Below are 16942 nucleotides of genomic sequence, written 5' to 3'. Positions count from 1 at the left end.
TGTCGAAGCACGCTCTCCACGCTCGCACCGTCGCGTTCCGAACAGGCCATTCGACAAGCTCAGGGCGAACGGGGCGAAGTAAGGTCATCCCGCGCTGGCAGCCGCTTAATACACCCGCTTCTTCGGCTTGATATATTCGGCGTCGTCGGTGAGCGTGTAATCGTGCACCGGGCGATAATCGATGTGCGTCGCCCCGCCCGTGCCGCCCCAGCCGGTGAAGCTGGTGATGGTGTGCTTCATCCAGTTCGCGTCGTCGCGATCGGGGAAATCCTCGTTCACATGCGCGCCGCGCGATTCCTTGCGGTTGGCCGCCGAATCCATCGTCACCACCGCCTGCGCGATCAGATTGTCGAGCTCCAGCGTCTCGACCAGATCGGTGTTCCAGATGAGGCTCCGGTCGGTGATGCCGACATCGGCCATCCGCGCATAGGTCGCCTTGATCTTCGACTGGCCCTCGGTCAGCAGCTCGTCCGAACGGAACACGGCGCAATGCTTCTGCATCGTCTTCTGCATCTCGAGCCGGATCTGCGCGGTGGGCGAGCCGCCCTTGGCCGAGCGAAAATGGTCGAGCCGACCGAGCGCCATCTCTTCCGAACCCTTGGGCAGCGGCGCGTGAGTCGTGCCGGGCTTCAGCGTCTCGCGGATGCGCAGCCCCGTCGCGCGGCCGAACACGACCAGATCGATCAGGCTGTTGGAGCCCAGGCGGTTGGCGCCGTGGACCGAGACGCACGCCGCCTCGCCCACCGCGAACAGGCCGGGCACGACACTGTCGGGATTGCCGTCCTTCAGGTTCACGACCTCGCCGTGGAAGTTCGTCGGGATGCCGCCCATGTTGTAATGGACCGTCGGCGTGACCGGCAGCGGCTGACGCGTGAGATCGACGCCGGCGAAGATCTTGCCCGTCTCGGTAATGCCCGGCAGCCGTTCGTGGAGCACCTTGGGATCGATATGATCGAGGTGCAGCCAGATATGGTCGCCGTCCTTGCCGACGCCGCGGCCCTCGCGCATCTCCATCGCCATCGAGCGCGACACCACGTCGCGGCTAGCGAGATCCTTGGCGGAGGGGGCATAGCGCTCCATGAAGCGCTCGCCCTCGCTGTTTGTCAGATAACCGCCCTCGCCGCGCGCGCCTTCGGTGATGAGCACGCCCGCGCCGTAGATGCCGGTCGGGTGGAACTGGACGAACTCCATGTCCTGCAGCGGCAGCCCGGCGCGCAGCACCATCGCGTTGCCGTCGCCGGTGCAGGTGTGCGCCGAGGTCGCGGAGAAATAGCAGCGGCCATAGCCGCCCGTCGCCAGCACCACCTGGTGCGCGCGGAACCGGTGGATGCTGCCATCCTCCATGCACAGCGCGATCACGCCCCGGCACGCGCCGTTTTCCATGATGAGATCGAGCGCGAAATATTCGACGTAGAAGTCCGCGTCATACTTCAGGCTCTGCTGGTAGAGCGCATGGAGCATCGCGTGGCCGGTGCGGTCCGCCGCGGCGCAGGTGCGCTGCACCGGGGGGCCCTCGCCCATGTTCTGCATATGACCGCCGAACGGGCGCTGGTAGATCGTGCCGTCCTGGTTGCGGCTGAACGGCACGCCGGCATGTTCCAGCTCGATCACCGCGGCGGGCGCCTCGCGCACCATATATTCGATCGCGTCCTGGTCGCCGAGCCAGTCGGAGCCCTTGACCGTATCGTACATGTGCCACGACCAGTGATCGGGCGAATTGTTGCCCAGACTCGCGGCGATGCCGCCCTGCGCGGCGACGGTGTGGCTGCGCGTCGGGAACACCTTGGTGATGCAGGCGGTCTTCAGACCGCTTTCGGCGATGCCCATCGTGGCGCGCAAGCCGGAGCCGCCGGCGCCGACGACGACCGCGTCATAGGTATGGTCGATGATCTTGTAGGCGGACATCAGGCGGCAGCTCCGAAGGCGACCTTCAGGATCGCGAAGATGGCGGTCGCGGCGGTGGCGAGCGTGAAGAGGTTCAGCACGACCATCGCGGCGACGCGCGCCTCGTCATGCTGGTAATCCTCGATCACCACCTGCAGCCCCAGCCGGAAATGGTAGAAGACGGACAGGATCAGCAGCAGCATCGGCACCGCCGCCCAGGTGGAATGGAGCCAGCCATGGACGCTGGTATAATCATAGCCGGGCATCCGTGCGATCGACACGATCAGCCAGATCATCAGGAACAGGTTGCCGCCCGCGGTCAGCCGCTGGTGCCACCAGTGATGCGCGCCCGCATGCGCGGAGCCCAGGCCGCGGACCCGGCCGAGTTCGGTGCCGCCACCCATCACTTCGTCCCCAGATAGAGCCAGAACGCCACCGTCAGCAGCACGGCGGCGACGATCGTCGCCCAGGCGCCGATCCGGTTGATCTTCAGTTCATACCCCGCGCCCGTGTCGAGCACGAGATGGCGGATGCCGTTCGCCATGTGCTGGAACAGCGAATAGGTGAGACCGATGCCGATCACATAACCGATCGCGTTCAGATGCCCCGCATCGGTGAGGAACCAGCGCTGGAAGCCGGCATAGCTGTCGGCGCCGCCAGCGATCGCGGCGAGCCACCACACCAGCAGCAGCGTGCCGACCGTCGCCATGCCGCTGCCCGTCGCGCGGTGCAGGATCGAAACGGTCATGTTCACGCGCCATTTCCAGATGCCCAGATGCGGGCTGACGGGGCGCGAGGGGGAGCGGGATGCCAAGGGCGTGGTCCTCGAATGCGGATGTGCGCCGGTCTATGAGACGCAGCGCCCCGCGATGCAAGCCGCCGCCTGCGCGCAAAGCAACACAGGCATCGTTGCCGCCGATCCGGTTCTAACCGCGCCTTAACCAATCGCGCCTAGTCGTCGGATCACGAAACCCCGCGCCGCCGGAGACCTGATGTGATCGCGACCGACCTGCCCCAGCCCACGACGATCGCCGCCGCCATCGATCTGCCCGCCCGTTTGCGGGCCTTCGACGGCGGCGACGGCACGCTCGTCTCGTCCGCGGCGGAATTGTGGACGATCATCGAACCCGATGCCGCGCTGATCGTCGACGCCTATTGGGCGCATTGGAGCGCGGCCAACCCTGGCAAGGCGCATTGGACGCCGCTCGAGGCGCACCGCCGCGCCGAGGCGGGCACCGCGTATCTGCGCAACCGCTTCTGCCGGCTCGATGGCCGCGCGTGGGTCGAGTCGCTCGAACGCTCCATTGCTTCGGCGCATGCCAATGGCGTGTCGACCATGGCGGTGCTCGCCATGAGCTGCGCGAGCGACCGGATGGCGATGAAGTCGCTGATGGCGCGGCTGCCCACCACCGATCCCCGCCACGAGCGGATGCTCGACACGCTGCTCCGCCTGTTCGGCATGGAAACCGAATTGACGGTCGAGCTGTTCGCCGGCTTCACCGCGCACCGCGACGGCCGCAACCGGGACCGGCTGGCGGGCGATTTCCGCGACGGGATCGCTGCGGTGGTCGAGGCGGCGAGCGAGGAAGGCCATGTGCTGCGCGGGCAGGCGGTGCGCTCGTCCTCGTCGGTGCGCGGCATGCTGGGCAAGGCGAGCGAAGTGGCCGCCGCCGCCGAACAGTCCGCGGTCGCCATGCGCGAGGCGGCGCATACCGCCGCCGGCCTGATCCGCGCGATCGAGGATGCGCGCACCGAGGTGGAAGCCGCCGCCGAGATCGCCAACCGCGCCTCGGTGCAGGCGGGCCGCGCGGTCGGCATGTCCGAGGCGCTGAGCGATCATGCGCAGTCGATCGAATCGATCCTCGGCCTGATCCGCGACATCGCCGGCCAGACCAACCTCCTCGCGCTCAACGCCACGATCGAGGCGGCACGCGCGGGCGATGCCGGCCGCGGCTTCGCGGTCGTCGCGCAGGAGGTGAAGAGCCTCGCCAACCAGACCGCACGCGCCACCGACGACATCGCCGCCAAGATCGCCGCGATCCAGTCCGCCACCAAGGGCACCGTCGACACCAACGCCAGCATCAAGGCGACCGTCGCCGAGGTGCAGGAATCGGCGCAGCGCATCCGCTTCGCCATGGAGGCGCAGGCGCAGACGGTGACCGCGATCACCGCCGCGGTGGACGAGACCGCGCTCGCCGCCGATTCGATGTCCACCACGATCGCCACGATCCGCTCCGATACCGAGGCGGTGGCATCCGAGATCGACGAGGTCGGGCGCGGCTTCGACGTGCTCGACAGCCGGCTCGGCAGCCTCAAGGCCCGCGCCGGCGACTTCGTCACGAAGGTGGCCGCCTGATGTCGACCGCCTTCGCCACGCAGCCGGCATCGATCGGCCAGTCGCGCTCGCTCAGCGACCGGCTGCGCGATTACGACTGGGACGGCGCGATCCAGCCGGCCTGCACCCGGATCGCCGCGCTGCTGACGATGGCGGATCACCATGCGATCTCGCGCAGCTTCTGGACGCATTATCTTTCGCTCGATGCGGCGCGCCACCTGCGCGACGCGGTCGTCGGTGACGTTCTCGCCGGGCGGATCGAGGAAAGCGCGCGCTATGTACGGGTCCGGTATACCGCGCCGTACGACGAGACCTGGCAGCGCATGGCCGAAACCAACGCCGAGCGATGCCGGGTGTCGAGAGTGCCGCTTCCCACGCTGCTCGCGTCGCTGACCTTCGCGCACAGCGTCACGCTCGCGCTGATCGAAGAGCGACTGGGCGAGGATCGCCGGAGCATGCGCCAATTGGGCGACGTGGTGCAGCGGCTGGCGCTGATCGAATCGGACGTGATGGCGATGCATCTGGCCGAGCAGAACCGGAAGGACCTGCACGCGGAGCGGCAGATGCGGTCGGTCGCGTTCCGCCAGACGATCGCCGAATCGATCGAGGGCGCCGCCGCGCTCGGGAACCGAATCCGCGTCCAGGCGGGGAGCGCATCGGCCTCGACTCGCGGCATGCTGGGCAAGGCGAACGAAGTGGCCGCCGCCGCCGAACAGTCCGCGGTCGCCATGCGCGAGGCGGCACACACCGCCGCCGGCCTGATCCGCGCGATCGAGGATGCGCGCACCGAGGTGGAAGCCGCCGCCGAGATCGCCAACCGCGCCTCGGTGCAGGCGGGCCACGCGGTCGGCATGTCCGAGGCGCTGAGCGATCATGCGCAGTCAATCGAATCGATCCTCGGCCTGATCCGCGACATCGCCGGCCAGACCAATCTCCTCGCGCTCAACGCCACGATCGAGGCGGCACGCGCGGGCGATGCCGGCCGCGGCTTCGCGGTCGTCGCGCAGGAGGTGAAGAGCCTCGCCAACCAGACCGCACGCGCCACCGACGACATCGCCGCCAAGATCGCCGCGATCCAGTCCGCCACCAAGGGCACCGTCGACACCAATGCCAGCATCAAGGCGACCGTCGCCGAGGTGCAGGAATCGGCGGAGCGCATCCGCTTCGCCATGGAGGCGCAGGCGCAGACCGTCACCGCGATCACCGCCGCGGTGGACGAAACCGCGCTCGCCGCCGATTCGATGTCGACCAGCATCGCCACGATCCGCTCCGGCACCGAAGCGGTGGCATCCGAGATCGACACGCTGGGCCGCGGCTTCGGCGAGGTGGACGATCAACTGGGCGTGTTGCGCGGCGCGGCGGATTCCTTCTCGGCCAGCGTGGGCTAGCGCGCGAACCCGCGCTAAGGGTGCGGGCATGACCATCCTTCTCACCGGATCCAGCCGCGGCATCGGCGCGGCGATCGCCACCGCGCTCGGCGCGCGCGGCGCCACCGTCATCGGCCATGGCACCGCCAGCGGCATCCCCGCCGACTTCGCCGACCCCGAAGCCCCCCGCGCGCTCTGGGCGGAGGCGCTCGACCGGGCGGGTGGCGCGATCGACGTGCTGGTGAACAATGCCGGCGTGTTCGAGGCCAATCCGCTCGCCGCCGACGAATGGACCGCCGCGTGGGAGCGTACCATGCGCATCAACCTCACCGCCGCCGCCGAACTCTGCCGCCTGGCCGTGCTCCACTGGCAGGCGCGCGGATCGGGCGGCCGGATCGTCAACATCGCCAGCCGCGCCGCCTATCGCGGCGACAGCCCGGCGCACTGGCATTATGCCGCCGCCAAGGCGGGGATGGTAGCGATGACCAAGACGATCGCGCGCGGCTATGCGCGCGAGAACATCCTGGCCTTCGCGGTCTGCCCCGGCTTCACCATGACCGGCATGGCCGAGGATTATGTCGCGAGCCGCGGCGGCGACGCGTTGCTGGCCGACATCCCGCTCGGCCGCGTGGCGATGCCCGACGAGGTGGCGGAGGCCGCGCGCTTCCTGGCGCTCGACGCGCCGCCGTCGATGACGGGCGCGGTGCTCGACGTGAACGGCGCCAGCTATGTCCGCTGAGGCATGGAAGCTGTCGCTGCCCTGCACCCGCGCCGAGGCCGAGGCGATCGACGCGGGCGAGCATGACGCGGGCCTCGTGCTGATGACGACCGAGGAAGTGAACGACGACGCCGAACGCTGGCGGCTCGACGCCTATCTGGAGGCCGAACCCGATGCCGCGACGCTCGCCGCGATCCGCGCGCTGGTGCCGAGCGCGGGCGGCGCGGCGCCGCGGATCGAACGGCTGGCGGATGCCGATTGGGTGACGATGAGCCAGGCGGGGCTCGCGCCGCTGCATGTCGGCCGCTTCTTCGTCCATACGGGCGAGGCGGCGCCGCCGCCGGGCGTGCGCGCCTTCCACATCCCGGCGGGCCGCGCGTTCGGCACCGGGCATCACGAGACGACGAGCGGCTGCCTCGCGATGCTCGACGCGCTGGCCGATCGGGATTTCGGCAACGTCATCGACATCGGCACGGGCACGGGGCTGCTCGCCTTCGCCGCGGTGGAATTATGGCCCGGCGCGGACGCCACCGCGACCGACATCGATCCGGTCGCGATCGCGGTCACGCGCGAGAACGCGGCGCTGAACGGGGTGGCGGGCCTCGACCTGATCGTGGCGGACGGCACGCTCGATCCTGAGATCGTGGCGCGCGCGCCCTACGACCTCGTCATCGCCAACATCCTGGCCGGCCCGCTCGTCTCGATGGCGCCCGAGATCGCGGCGATCGCGGCACCGGGCGCGGCGATCGTGCTGGCGGGCCTGCTGGAGACGCAGCGCGAACCGGTGGCGGCGGCCTATGCGGCGTGCGGCTGCACGGTGGAGGCGGTCGACCGCCGCGGCGACTGGAGCGTCCTGCGGCTGGCGGCGGGCGCGGTGCGCTTCGTGGCGGACGGCCCGTTCGACCCCAAGGGCCGCGACGGCTGGGCGCTCGATATCTGAGGTGCTTCCTCCTCCCCTGCAGGGAGGGAATTTTGATGACGTTACCCTGCTCCGTTCGCCCTGAGCCTGTCGAAGGGCCTGTGACGCAGGCGAAGGCTCGGCCGTGGAGAGCGTGCTTCGACAGGCTCAGCACGAACGGAAGAGGGATCGGATCAACCTGACACCATCCCGCGCTAAAAGCCCGGCAGGGCTGAGATCGTCCCGCTCTAGGCCCGCGTCCGCCCCGCCGCATAGGCCTGCGTCCCGCGCGTGAGCAGCACGTCGGCGGGCTCGATCGCGGCCACGGGAATGTCGGGCTGCGTCTTCAATTCGGCATAGAGCGGCGCGAAGTCGGTCTCGACGGTCGCGCGGAGCAGATCGTCGAAGCTCGGGATCACGAAGTAATTCTGCTGGAAATCGTCGATCCGGTATTCGGTGCGCATCACGCGCGCCAGATCGAAGGCGATGCGATTGGGGCTCGGGTCATCCAGCGCGAAGCGGGTCTCGGCGAAGCTCGACACGATCCCCGAGCCATAGATGCGCAAGCCCTCGGGTTCGGCGATCAGCCCGAATTCCACCGTATACCAATAGAGCCGGCCGAGATATTTGAGCGCATCCATCGACAGCGCCCGCTGGCCGCCCTTGCCATACGCCTCGAGATAATCGGCGAACACCGGATCGGCGAGCATCGGCACATGGCCGAATACGTCGTGGAAGACGTCGGGTTCCTGGATGTAATCGAGCTGGTCGGGCCGGCGGATGAAATTGCCCGCGACGAAGCGGCGATTCGCCATGTGATCGAAGAACACGTCGTCGGGCACGAGCCCCGGGACCGCGATCACCTGCCAGCCGGTGAGCCCCATCAGCCGCTCCGACAGTTCGGCGAAATCGGGGATGCCGGGCTTCGACAGCTTCAGCACGTCGAGCCCGCGCAGATACGCGTTGGACGCCCGGCCGGGCAGCAGCGCCGCCTGGCGCGCGAAGAGCGTATCCCAGGTGGCGTGCTCCTCGGGCGTGTAGCGATCCCAATCCTGCGCGATCGTCCAATCGGCGGCGGCGCCGGCGGGGGGAGCGTCGAGAACGTGCGTATCCTGTGCCATGATCCTGCCCTATCATGCCGTCGTGACGACCGGAACGCCCCTGTGACGATCGCGGTTGCACGAAAATGGGGCAACGCGCTCCTCGGTGCGGCGATGGCGGCGCTGCTCGGCTATGCGGCGGCGGGGCTGATCAGCGGCGCGATCCCCACGCATGCCGGATGGCGGCCGCCGGTCGCGGGCGTGCCCGTCTACCTCGAAAGCAACGGCATCCATGTCGGCATCGTCGTCCCCAAGCGGGCGGCGGGGGTGGACTGGCGACCGATCGCTCGCCCAGGCGGTCTGCGCGACCCGCGCTATGCCGCTTACGACCATCTCGCGATCGGATGGGGCGAGCGCGGCTTCTATCTGGGCACGCCGACCTGGTCCGACATCCGCCCGGCGACCATTGCCACCGCCGCGATCGGCAGCGACGCGACGCTCGTCCATCTCGAACATGTGCCCACGCCGGTGCCGGGCGGCGACGTGCGCCGGATCCTGCTGCGCCCCGAGGAATATCGCCGCCTCGCCGCGTTCGTCCGCGCCAGCATCGTGGCCGGTGGGCGCCATGATCCGGGCTATGGCGACTACGACGTGTTCGTGCAGGCGCGCGGCCATTATGATGCGGTGCACACCTGCAACGCCTGGGTCGGCGAGGCGCTGCGCGCGGCCGGGGTGCGCGTCGGCGCGTGGACGCCCTTTCCGGTTACGCTGCTGGGCTGGTTCCCGCCCGAGCCGCCCGTTCCCGCCCCGACGGCCGGACGCTCTTACCGGTAGTTCGCCGCCGGCCGCTGCTGCAGATCGGCGCAGGCCGGATCGTCGGGATGCTTGCCGCACCGTTTCTGCAATTCGCGGTGCTCGCGGCCGGCGCGCTGCTCCTGCTTGCGCATCTTGCGGCCGTAGTTGCGGTCCGCCTCGGACTGGCTGGTGGTGGCCCAGTCGACCGCCTTGCTGCCCGCCTTCACCGGGAGCGTCGCGACGTTCCACGCGGTCTGCGCGACGCAGCCGGCGGTCGCGAGCGGCAGCAGGAGCAGAAGGATCGTTCGACGCATGGGTTCGCCTCTTCGAGGTAAGGGAGCTTGTTGCGAGACGTTAGCAGATTTCGCGCGAAACCAACGCTTCATCTCCTCGTTCTTCCGGTTCATCCAGCGGGGCGATCCATGAAATTCACCATCAACGGCGAAACGCGCGAGACCGAGGCCGACATCCGCGCGTCGCTGCTCGACGTGCTGCGCGAGCATCTCCACCTCACCGGTACGAAAAAGGGCTGCGATCACGGCCAGTGCGGCGCGTGCACCGTGCTGGTGAACGGCCGCCGGATCAATTCCTGCCTGACGCTCGCGGTGATGCACCAGCAGGACGAGATCGTCACGATCGAGGGGCTGGGCCAGCCCGAGGCGCTGCATCCGATGCAGGCCGCGTTCGTGCGGCACGACGGCTATCAATGCGGCTATTGCACGCCGGGGCAGATCTGCTCGGCGGTGGGCATGCTCGACGAGGTGAAGAAGGGCTGGCCGAGCTACGTCTCGGACTCGCTGGAGACGTCGTCGCTGGACGACGAGGAGATCTCGGAGCGGATGAGCGGCAATCTGTGCCGCTGTTCGGCCTATCCGAACATCGTCGACGCCATTTCCGAAGTCGCCGGGCTGAACCCCGCCGCCCGCCAGACTGTGGGAGAGAAGGCATGAAGCCGTTCACCTACGAACAGGCCGCCAGCCCCGAGGCGGCGGTGATGGACGGCCAGGCGCCGGCGACCAAGTTCATCGCCGGCGGCACGAACCTGCTCGACCTCATGAAGCTGCAGGTCGAGACGCCCGAGCGGATCGTCGACATCAGCCGGCTCGATCTGGCCGAGATCGAGGAGCGGGCCGATGGCGGGCTCACGATCGGCGCGCTGGTGCCCAACAGCGATCTGGCCGCCGACCCCCGCGTGATCGCCAAATTTCCGGTGCTCAGCCGCGCGCTGCTGGCCGGCGCGAGCGGACAGTTGCGGAACAAGGCGTCCACCGGAGGCAATCTGCTCCAGCGCACCCGCTGCTATTATTTCTACGACACCAGCACCGCCTGCAACAAGCGTTCGCCCGGCAGCGGCTGTTCGGCGATCGGCGGCACCAACCGGATCCTCGCGATCCTCGGCACCAGCGACCAGTGCATCGCCACGCATCCAGGCGACATGCCCGTCGCGATGCGCGCGCTGGACGCGACGATCGTCACGCTGAAGCCCGATGGCGACCGGCGCCGGATCGCGATCCACGATTTCTACCGCCTGCCCGGCGAGACGCCGCAGATCGAGACCGTGCTGGAGCCGGGCGAGCTCATCACCCATGTCGAACTGCCGACCCCGCCCGAGGGCAAGCAGCTCTATCGCAAGGTGCGCGACCGGGCGTCCTATGCCTTCGCGCTCGTCTCGGTGGCGGGCGTGGTGAAGATGGAGGGCGGCACGATCGCGTCGGCCGCGCTCGCCTTTGGCGGGCTGGGGCCGATGCCATGGCGCGACCCGGCGGTCGAGGCCGCGCTGGTCGGCAAGACACCGTCCGACGCGGTGTTCGCCGCCGCCGCCGACGCGTTGCTGCGCGACGCGCGCGGCTATGGCGACAATGATTTCAAGATCCCGCTCGCCCGGCGGACGCTGATCGCGTCGCTCCGCGAGCTGACCGAGGATGCCGCATGAGCACCACCAACAGTCTGACGATGAACCAGCCCGTGCCGGCCAGCCTGCTCGACATCGGCGCGCAGGATCTGATCGGCAGGCCGCTCGACCGCGTCGAGGGCCCGCTGAAGGTGACCGGCACCGCGCTCTACGCCGCGGAATACCGCGTCGAGGATCTGGCCTATGGCGTGCTGGTCGGTGCGAAGATCGGCAGCGGCAAGATCGTCTCGGTCGATGCGGATGCGGTGAAGGCGATCCCCGGCGTGATCGACGTGGTCACCGATTACGACACCTTCATCCAGGTATCGGCCCAAGGCGGCGAGACCAAGGCGCCCGCCCAGGGCGTGAAGACCGTCACCTATCGCGGCGAGATCGTCGCGATCGTGCTCGCCGAGAGCTTCGAGGTGGCGCGCGACGCGGCGCAGCGGCTCGAGATCGTCTATGACGAGGACGAGGGCGCGTATGATTTCGACGCGTCCGATCGCAAGGTGGACAGCAAGCTGCCCCCCAACAACGTGCCCGCGCACAGCAGCCAGGGCGATCTGGACGCGGCGATGGCCGATGCCGCGGTAACGCTCGACGTCACCTACACGACGCCCAGCCAGAACAGCGCGGCGATGGAGCCGCACGCCTCCACCGCGGTGTGGAAGGACGGCTCGCTGACGCTGTTCGGCGCATACCAGATGCCGACGTCGGATTCGCAGCAGCTCGCCAAGGCGCTGGGCGTGAGCAGTTCGAAGGTGCGGATCATCACCCCCTATGTCGGCGGCGGCTTCGGCTCGAAGCTCGGCATCGCGCCCGAGAGCGTGGCGGCGGCGGTCGCGGCCAAGCGGCTCGGCCGCCCCGTCAAGGCGGTGATGGCGCGCCAGCAGGTGTTCGAGGCCACCCCGCGCCGGTCGAACACCGAACAGCGCATCCGGCTCGCCGCAGACGCCGAAGGACGGCTGACCGGCATCGGCCACGAGACGCTCGCGTCCAATCTGGAGGGCCAGGATTTCTTCGAGCCGGCCGGCGTGTCGACCCACTTCATGTATGCCGGCGAGAACCGGACGATCACGCATGATCTGGTGCGGCTGAACTGGGGCCTTGCGGGATCGATGCGCGCGCCGGGCGAGGCGGTGGGCATGCTCGCCGTGGAAGGCGCGATGAACGAGCTGGCCGACAAGATGGGGATCGATCCCATCGAACTGCGGCGCCGCAACGATCCGGCGACCGATCCCGAAAAGGACATCCCCTATTCCAGCCGCCAGCTGACGCGCTGCCTCGACGAGGGCGCCAAGGCCTTCGGCTGGGACAAGCGCCAGGCCAAGCCCGGCTCGACGCGCGACGGCGAATGGCTGGTGGGCATGGGCATGGCCTCGGCGACGCGGTCGAACGTGCTGATGGAATCGTCCGCCTGCGTGACGATCACGCCCGCCGGCACCGCGGTCGTGGAAAGCGCGATGACCGATATCGGCACCGGCAGCTACACGATCCTCACCCAGATCGCAGGCGAGATGCTGGGCCTGCCGATCGACCGCGTCACCACCAAGCTGGGCGATACCGCCTATCCGCCCGCCGCCGGATCGGGCGGATCCTGGGGCGCGGCGTCGTCGGGATCGGCGGTGTATCTCGCCTGCGAGATGCTGCGCGAGAAGCTCGCCGACGCGATGGGCGTCGATCCCGAGGCGCTGACGCTGAAGGACGGGCTCGCGATCGGCGACAACCGCTCGGTGCCGATCGGCAGCCTCGTCGGCGAAGGGCTGGAGGCGACCGGCACGATCAAGCCGGGGCAGCAGGAAAAGACCTTCACCCAAGCCTCCTATGGCGCGCATTTCGCCGAGGTGGGCGTCAATGCGGTCACGGGCGAGGTGCGCGTGCGCCGCATGCTGGGGGTGTTCGCCGCGGGGCGCATCCTGAACGCCAAGACGGCGCGCTCGCAATGCCTGGGCGGCATGACGTTCGGCATCGGCACCGCGCTGACCGAGGAGCTGATCCACGATCCGCGCACGGGCAAGGTGGTGAACCACGATCTGGCCGAATATCACGTGCCGGTGAACGCCGACGTGCCGCAGATCGAGGTGCGGTTCCTCGAGGAGCGCGACATCCACGCCAATCCGATCCACGCCAAGGGCATCGGCGAACTCGGCATCTCAGGGGCGGGCGCGGCGATCGCCGCGGCGGTGCACGACGCCACCGGCATCTGGGTGCGCGACTATCCGCTGACGCTGGACAAGTTGCTCGACCAACTGCCGGCGGTGTAACGCCTCGCCATCGCTATCCCGGCGGCCCTGCCTTGCCGGGCGGATCGAAGGAAAATCATGGCCGAAAACGACACCGTCCTGGCCGCCGCGCGCGGCTGGAAGGGCGAGCCGATGGCGATCGCCACCGTCGTCTCCACGTGGGGATCGGCGCCGCGACCCAGGGGCAGCCACATGCTCGTCCATGCCGATGGCCGGTTCGAGGGATCGGTGTCGGGCGGCTGCGTCGAGAGCGACATCCTCCAGACCGCGGCCGACGTGATCGCGGGCGCCCCCTTCCAGGTGAAGCGCTACGGCGTGGCCGATGCCGCCGCGTGGGAGGTGGGCCTGCCCTGCGGTGGCGAGATTTCGGTGATGGTACAGCCCGTCTCCGCCGCCGGCTTCGACCCCGAGCTGTTCGACCGGATCGCGGCCGCGCGCGACGAGGGGCAGGCGATCACGGTCTCGACCGATCTGGAGACGGGCCATTCGGATGCGCGGCCGGTCGAGACGGGCGCCGCGTTCGTCAACCGCTACGATCCGCCGCGTCGGCTGCTGATCGTCGGCGCGGTGCAGATCGCGCAGGCGCTCGCCGGGCTCGCACGCGAACTGGGCATCGCCACCGTCGTGATCGATCCCCGCGCACGCTTCCTCACCGAGGAACGCTTCCCCGGCACCACGCTCGACGATCGCTGGCCCGACGAAGCGATCGCGGCTTATCGGCCCGGCCCCTCCACCGCGGTGGTGACGCTCAGCCACGATACCAAGATCGACGATCCCGCGCTGATCGCCGCGCTCGGTTCGGGCGCCGCCTATGTCGGCGCGCTGGGTTCGCGCCGCAGCCACGCCGCGCGCCGCGAACGCCTCGCCGCCGAGGGGATCAGCGAGGCGCAGCTCGACCGGATCGACGCGCCCGTGGGGATCGACATCGGCGCGATCGGGCCGTCCGAGATCGCGCTGTCGATCGCCGCCGCGATGGTGGGAGCCTTTCATGATCGATCTTGAGAAGACCGTCCTCCTCCTGCTCGCCGCGGGGCGCTCGTCGCGCTTTCCGAACGGCAACAAGCTGGAACAGGAATTTCTCGGCCGCCCGGTTGGCCTGCACGTCGCGGTCGCGCTGGAGGACATGCCGTTCCTCGACCGGATCGCGGTGGTGGACGGCAGCACGCTCGATTACGGCGCACACGGCTTTCGCGTGATCCACAACGACGATCAGGCGGCCGGGATGTCGCACTCGGTCGGGCTCGGCGTCGCCGAGGCGAAGCGGCTGGGTGCGGAGGCGGTGCTGATCGCGCTGGCCGACATGCCGCGCGTGACCGCCGCGCATATCTACCGCATGCTCGACGCCGCGGATTCGGCGGACGCGGTGGTCGCGTCGAGCGACGGCGCGCACCCGCGCCCGCCCGCGCTGTTCGCGCGCGAACGCTTCGATTTCCTCATGGCGCTCGAGGGCGACGAGGGCGCACGCCGGATGGTGCGCGCCGGCCGCCACGTCGTCACCGCGCCCGCCGAGCTGGTCGATATCGACACGCCCGAGGATCTGGAGCGCCTGCGCACCCTGGTCCATTCGCCGCCGCACAGCGTCGCCCGGCCATCGCCCACGATCGGCGATGCCGGGGTCTAGGCGGGTAACGTCAGCGTGACCGGATCACCAAATCCGTTCGTGCCGAGCTTGTCGAAGCACGTTCCACAGGCGAATCCCTCGCATGCGGAACGCGCCCTTCCACAAGCTCAGGGCGAACGGTTCGTATAGAGCTATTCCAGCTCCAGGATCACCTGATCCACCGCCAGGCTTTCGCCCGCGCTTGCCGACACGGATTTGACGGTGGCGGTCTTCTGGCTGCGCAGGATATTCTCCATCTTCATCGCCTCGACGACCGCGAGCGCCTGCCCCGCCTCCACCTTGTCGCCCACGCTCACGTCGAGCCGCACGAGCAGCCCCGGCATCGGCGCCAGCAGGAAGCGCGAGAGATCGGGCGGCACCTTCTCGATCAGGTGCTGCGCGTAGGGCGCGACATGCGCGGGCAGCACGCGCGCCGCTTGCGTGGCGCCGCGCGTGGTGAGCGCGAAGCCGCCCCGGGTGCGCTGGATCCGCACGCTCAGCGCCGCGTCGCCCACCTGCGCCGCCACCATCCGGTCCCCCGGCGTATATTCCAGATCGAGGTCGATCGCTTCGCCGTCCACGGTGATGCCGTCGGTCGAGACCGACACCGCATGGTCGGCGCCGCCGATCCGCACCACCCAGTCCGCGGGCGGGCGCAGCCGGCGGCCGAGTTGGCCGTCCGTCCGGCGCGCGCGATCCGCATCGGCGGTGGCGGCGAAGGCGGCGATCGCGGCCAGCGTACGCAGCAGGTCGGGCGCGGCCGGCGCGCCGTGGAAGCCGTCCGGATATTCCTCCGCGATGAAGCCCGTCGTCAGCGCGCCCGCCTGGAAGCGCGGATGCTGCATCAGCGCGGAGAGGAAGTCGATATTGTTGCCGACACCGTCGATCTCGAACGCGTCGAGCGCCTCGATCTGGAGCGCGGTCGCCGCCTCGCGCGTCGGCGCCCAGGTAACGAGCTTGGCGATCATCGGATCGTAGAACATCGACACCTCGCCGCCCTCGCGCACGCCGTCGTCGATCCGGACATAGCCTTCGGTCGGGGAACCCGGCAGCGGCTGCTGGTGCGTCTCGGCCTCCGGCGGGGCGTAGCGCACCAGCCGGCCGATGCTCGGCAGGAAGCCGCGATAGGGATCCTCGGCATAGACGCGGTTCTCGATGGCCCAGCCGTCGAGCCGCACATCGGCCTGCGCGAAGCCCAGCGGCTCGCCCGCCGCGACGCGGATCATCAGCTCGACCAGATCGAGCCCGGTGATCGCCTCGGTGACGGGATGCTCCACCTGCAGCCGGGTGTTCATTTCGAGGAAGTAGAAGCCTTCGCCCGAGCTGTCCGCGCCCGAGACGATCAGCTCGACCGTGCCCGCCGAATGATAGCCCACCGCGCGAGCGAGCGCGACCGCCTGCTCGCCCATCGCCTTGCGCATCGCGGGCGTGACGAAGGGCGACGGCGCCTCCTCCACCACCTTCTGGTGGCGGCGCTGGATCGAGCATTCGCGCTCGCCCAGATAGACGATGGTGCCGTGCTGGTCGCCCATCACCTGGATCTCGATGTGGCGGGGCGATTCGATGAACTTCTCGATGAAGACGCGGTCGTCGCCGAAGGCTGCCAGCCCCTCGCGCTTCGTCGCCTCGAAGCCTTCGCGCACGTCCTGCTCGGAATAGGCCAGCCGCATGCCCTTCCCGCCGCCGCCGGCCGAGGCCTTCATCATCACCGGATAGCCGATCTCGCCCGCGATCCGGCAGGCTTCGTCGGTGTCGGCGATCTCGCCCAGGAAGCCCGGCACGACGTTGACGCCCGCCGCCTTGGCCAGTTTCTTCGATTCGATCTTGTCGCCCATCGCCGCAATGGCGTTCGGCGGCGGACCGACGAACGCGATCCCCGCCTCCGCGCACGCCCGCGCGAAGCTCTCGCGCTCGGAGAGGAAGCCATAGCCCGGATGGATGCAGTCGGCGCCGGTCTCCTTGGCGGCGAGCAGGATCAACTCGGCCTTCAGGTAGCTTTCGGCGGCCGGCGCCGGCCCGAGCCGCACGCTCTCGTCCGCCATCAGGACGTGCGGGCTGCGCGCATCGGCATCGGAATAGACCGCGACCGTCGCGATCCCCATCCGCCTGGCGGTGCGCATCACCCGACACGCGATCTCGCCGCGATTGGCGACCAGGATTTTCTTGAACAC

At 69.2% G+C, this 16942-nt stretch carries 17 protein-coding genes; 11 read left to right on the top strand and 6 right to left on the bottom strand.

Annotated elements, in window-relative coordinates; translation table 11 throughout:
- Nucleotides 1-105: 105 nt before the first annotated feature.
- From sdhA to sdhC, 3 genes are read right to left on the bottom strand one after another with little or no spacing between them, the layout of a single operon-like run.
- On the bottom strand, nucleotides 106-1908 hold the full coding sequence (sdhA, locus tag OXQ95_RS13825; RefSeq protein WP_242097900.1) for a succinate dehydrogenase flavoprotein subunit: 1803 nt from the start codon (nucleotides 1906-1908) through the stop codon (nucleotides 106-108).
- Nucleotides 1905-2288, bottom strand: coding sequence for a succinate dehydrogenase, hydrophobic membrane anchor protein (gene sdhD, locus OXQ95_RS13820; RefSeq protein ID WP_267382017.1), 384 nt, complete (start codon nucleotides 2286-2288; stop codon nucleotides 1905-1907). Before sdhD ends, sdhA begins: the two co-directional genes overlap by 4 nt.
- Nucleotides 2288-2632: a succinate dehydrogenase, cytochrome b556 subunit gene (sdhC, locus tag OXQ95_RS13815; protein WP_242097901.1), complete on the bottom strand. Its 345-nt coding sequence runs from the start codon at nucleotides 2630-2632 to the stop codon at nucleotides 2288-2290. Before sdhC ends, sdhD begins: the two co-directional genes overlap by 1 nt.
- Between sdhC and OXQ95_RS13810 the strand changes: the two genes are divergently transcribed.
- Genes OXQ95_RS13810 through OXQ95_RS13790 form a run of 5 tightly spaced genes read left to right on the top strand, consistent with a single transcriptional unit; the run spans nucleotide 2631 to nucleotide 7244 of the window.
- Nucleotides 2631-2825, top strand: coding sequence for a hypothetical protein (locus OXQ95_RS13810; protein WP_267382016.1), 195 nt, complete (start codon nucleotides 2631-2633; stop codon nucleotides 2823-2825). The genes sdhC and OXQ95_RS13810 overlap by 2 nt on opposite strands.
- 56 nt (nucleotides 2826-2881) lie before the next feature.
- The gene (locus OXQ95_RS13805) at nucleotides 2882-4240 is read left to right on the top strand and encodes a methyl-accepting chemotaxis protein (protein ID WP_242097902.1); all 1359 of its coding nucleotides are present in this window, start codon (nucleotides 2882-2884) and stop codon (nucleotides 4238-4240) included.
- Nucleotides 4240-5607: a methyl-accepting chemotaxis protein gene (locus OXQ95_RS13800; RefSeq protein ID WP_267382015.1), complete on the top strand. Its 1368-nt coding sequence runs from the start codon at nucleotides 4240-4242 to the stop codon at nucleotides 5605-5607. Before OXQ95_RS13805 ends, OXQ95_RS13800 begins: the two co-directional genes overlap by 1 nt.
- A 28-nt stretch (nucleotides 5608-5635) precedes the next feature.
- A complete protein-coding gene (locus OXQ95_RS13795; protein ID WP_267382014.1) occupies nucleotides 5636-6325 on the top strand; it encodes an SDR family oxidoreductase in 690 nt (229 codons plus the stop codon).
- Complete coding sequence (locus tag OXQ95_RS13790) at nucleotides 6315-7244, top strand: 50S ribosomal protein L11 methyltransferase (RefSeq protein ID WP_267382013.1); 930 nt, start codon at nucleotides 6315-6317, stop codon at nucleotides 7242-7244. The genes OXQ95_RS13795 and OXQ95_RS13790 overlap by 11 nt, the downstream gene beginning before the upstream one ends.
- 206 nt (nucleotides 7245-7450) lie before the next feature.
- Here OXQ95_RS13790 and phhA read toward each other — a convergent pair whose 3' ends face one another.
- Nucleotides 7451-8323 carry a phenylalanine 4-monooxygenase gene (phhA, locus tag OXQ95_RS13785; RefSeq protein ID WP_267382012.1) on the bottom strand — a complete coding sequence of 291 codons (873 nt, stop codon included), beginning with the start codon at nucleotides 8321-8323 and terminating at the stop codon, nucleotides 7451-7453.
- Between the two features lie 42 nt (nucleotides 8324-8365).
- Between phhA and OXQ95_RS13780 the strand changes: the two genes are divergently transcribed.
- The gene (locus tag OXQ95_RS13780; protein WP_346731934.1) at nucleotides 8366-9076 is read left to right on the top strand and encodes a TIGR02117 family protein; all 711 of its coding nucleotides are present in this window, start codon (nucleotides 8366-8368) and stop codon (nucleotides 9074-9076) included.
- On the opposite strand, the gene OXQ95_RS13775 is transcribed toward OXQ95_RS13780, so the two are convergent.
- Complete coding sequence (locus tag OXQ95_RS13775) at nucleotides 9067-9351, bottom strand: hypothetical protein (RefSeq protein ID WP_242097847.1); 285 nt, start codon at nucleotides 9349-9351, stop codon at nucleotides 9067-9069. The two genes, OXQ95_RS13780 and OXQ95_RS13775, sit on opposite strands and share 10 nt — an antisense overlap.
- Nucleotides 9352-9459: 108 nt before the next feature.
- Between OXQ95_RS13775 and OXQ95_RS13770 the strand changes: the two genes are divergently transcribed.
- From OXQ95_RS13770 to OXQ95_RS13750, 5 genes are read left to right on the top strand one after another with little or no spacing between them, the layout of a single operon-like run.
- A complete protein-coding gene (locus OXQ95_RS13770; RefSeq protein WP_267382011.1) occupies nucleotides 9460-9987 on the top strand; it encodes a 2Fe-2S iron-sulfur cluster-binding protein in 528 nt (175 codons plus the stop codon).
- The gene (locus tag OXQ95_RS13765; RefSeq protein WP_267382010.1) at nucleotides 9984-10970 is read left to right on the top strand and encodes a xanthine dehydrogenase family protein subunit M; all 987 of its coding nucleotides are present in this window, start codon (nucleotides 9984-9986) and stop codon (nucleotides 10968-10970) included. Before OXQ95_RS13770 ends, OXQ95_RS13765 begins: the two co-directional genes overlap by 4 nt.
- Nucleotides 10967-13192: a xanthine dehydrogenase family protein molybdopterin-binding subunit gene (locus OXQ95_RS13760; RefSeq protein ID WP_267382009.1), complete on the top strand. Its 2226-nt coding sequence runs from the start codon at nucleotides 10967-10969 to the stop codon at nucleotides 13190-13192. The genes OXQ95_RS13765 and OXQ95_RS13760 overlap by 4 nt, the downstream gene beginning before the upstream one ends.
- Nucleotides 13193-13249: 57 nt before the next feature.
- The gene (locus OXQ95_RS13755; protein ID WP_242097851.1) at nucleotides 13250-14173 is read left to right on the top strand and encodes an XdhC family protein; all 924 of its coding nucleotides are present in this window, start codon (nucleotides 13250-13252) and stop codon (nucleotides 14171-14173) included.
- Nucleotides 14160-14792 (top strand): nucleotidyltransferase family protein, encoded by a 633-nt coding sequence (locus OXQ95_RS13750; protein WP_267382008.1) that lies wholly within the window; start codon nucleotides 14160-14162, stop codon nucleotides 14790-14792. Before OXQ95_RS13755 ends, OXQ95_RS13750 begins: the two co-directional genes overlap by 14 nt.
- Nucleotides 14793-14923: 131 nt before the next feature.
- Here the strand turns inward: OXQ95_RS13750 and OXQ95_RS13745 are convergent, their stop codons facing one another.
- Nucleotides 14924-16942, bottom strand: a complete 2019-nt coding sequence (locus OXQ95_RS13745; RefSeq protein WP_267382007.1) for an acetyl/propionyl/methylcrotonyl-CoA carboxylase subunit alpha — start codon at nucleotides 16940-16942, stop codon at nucleotides 14924-14926.

Origin of the sequence: Sphingomonas sp. GC_Shp_6 (assembly GCF_026540835.1) — a bacterium.
Lineage (GTDB): Bacteria > Pseudomonadota > Alphaproteobacteria > Sphingomonadales > Sphingomonadaceae > Sphingomonas.
The sequence above is the reverse complement of the archived record's forward strand: the minus strand, read 5'-3'. Positions and strand labels throughout refer to the sequence as shown.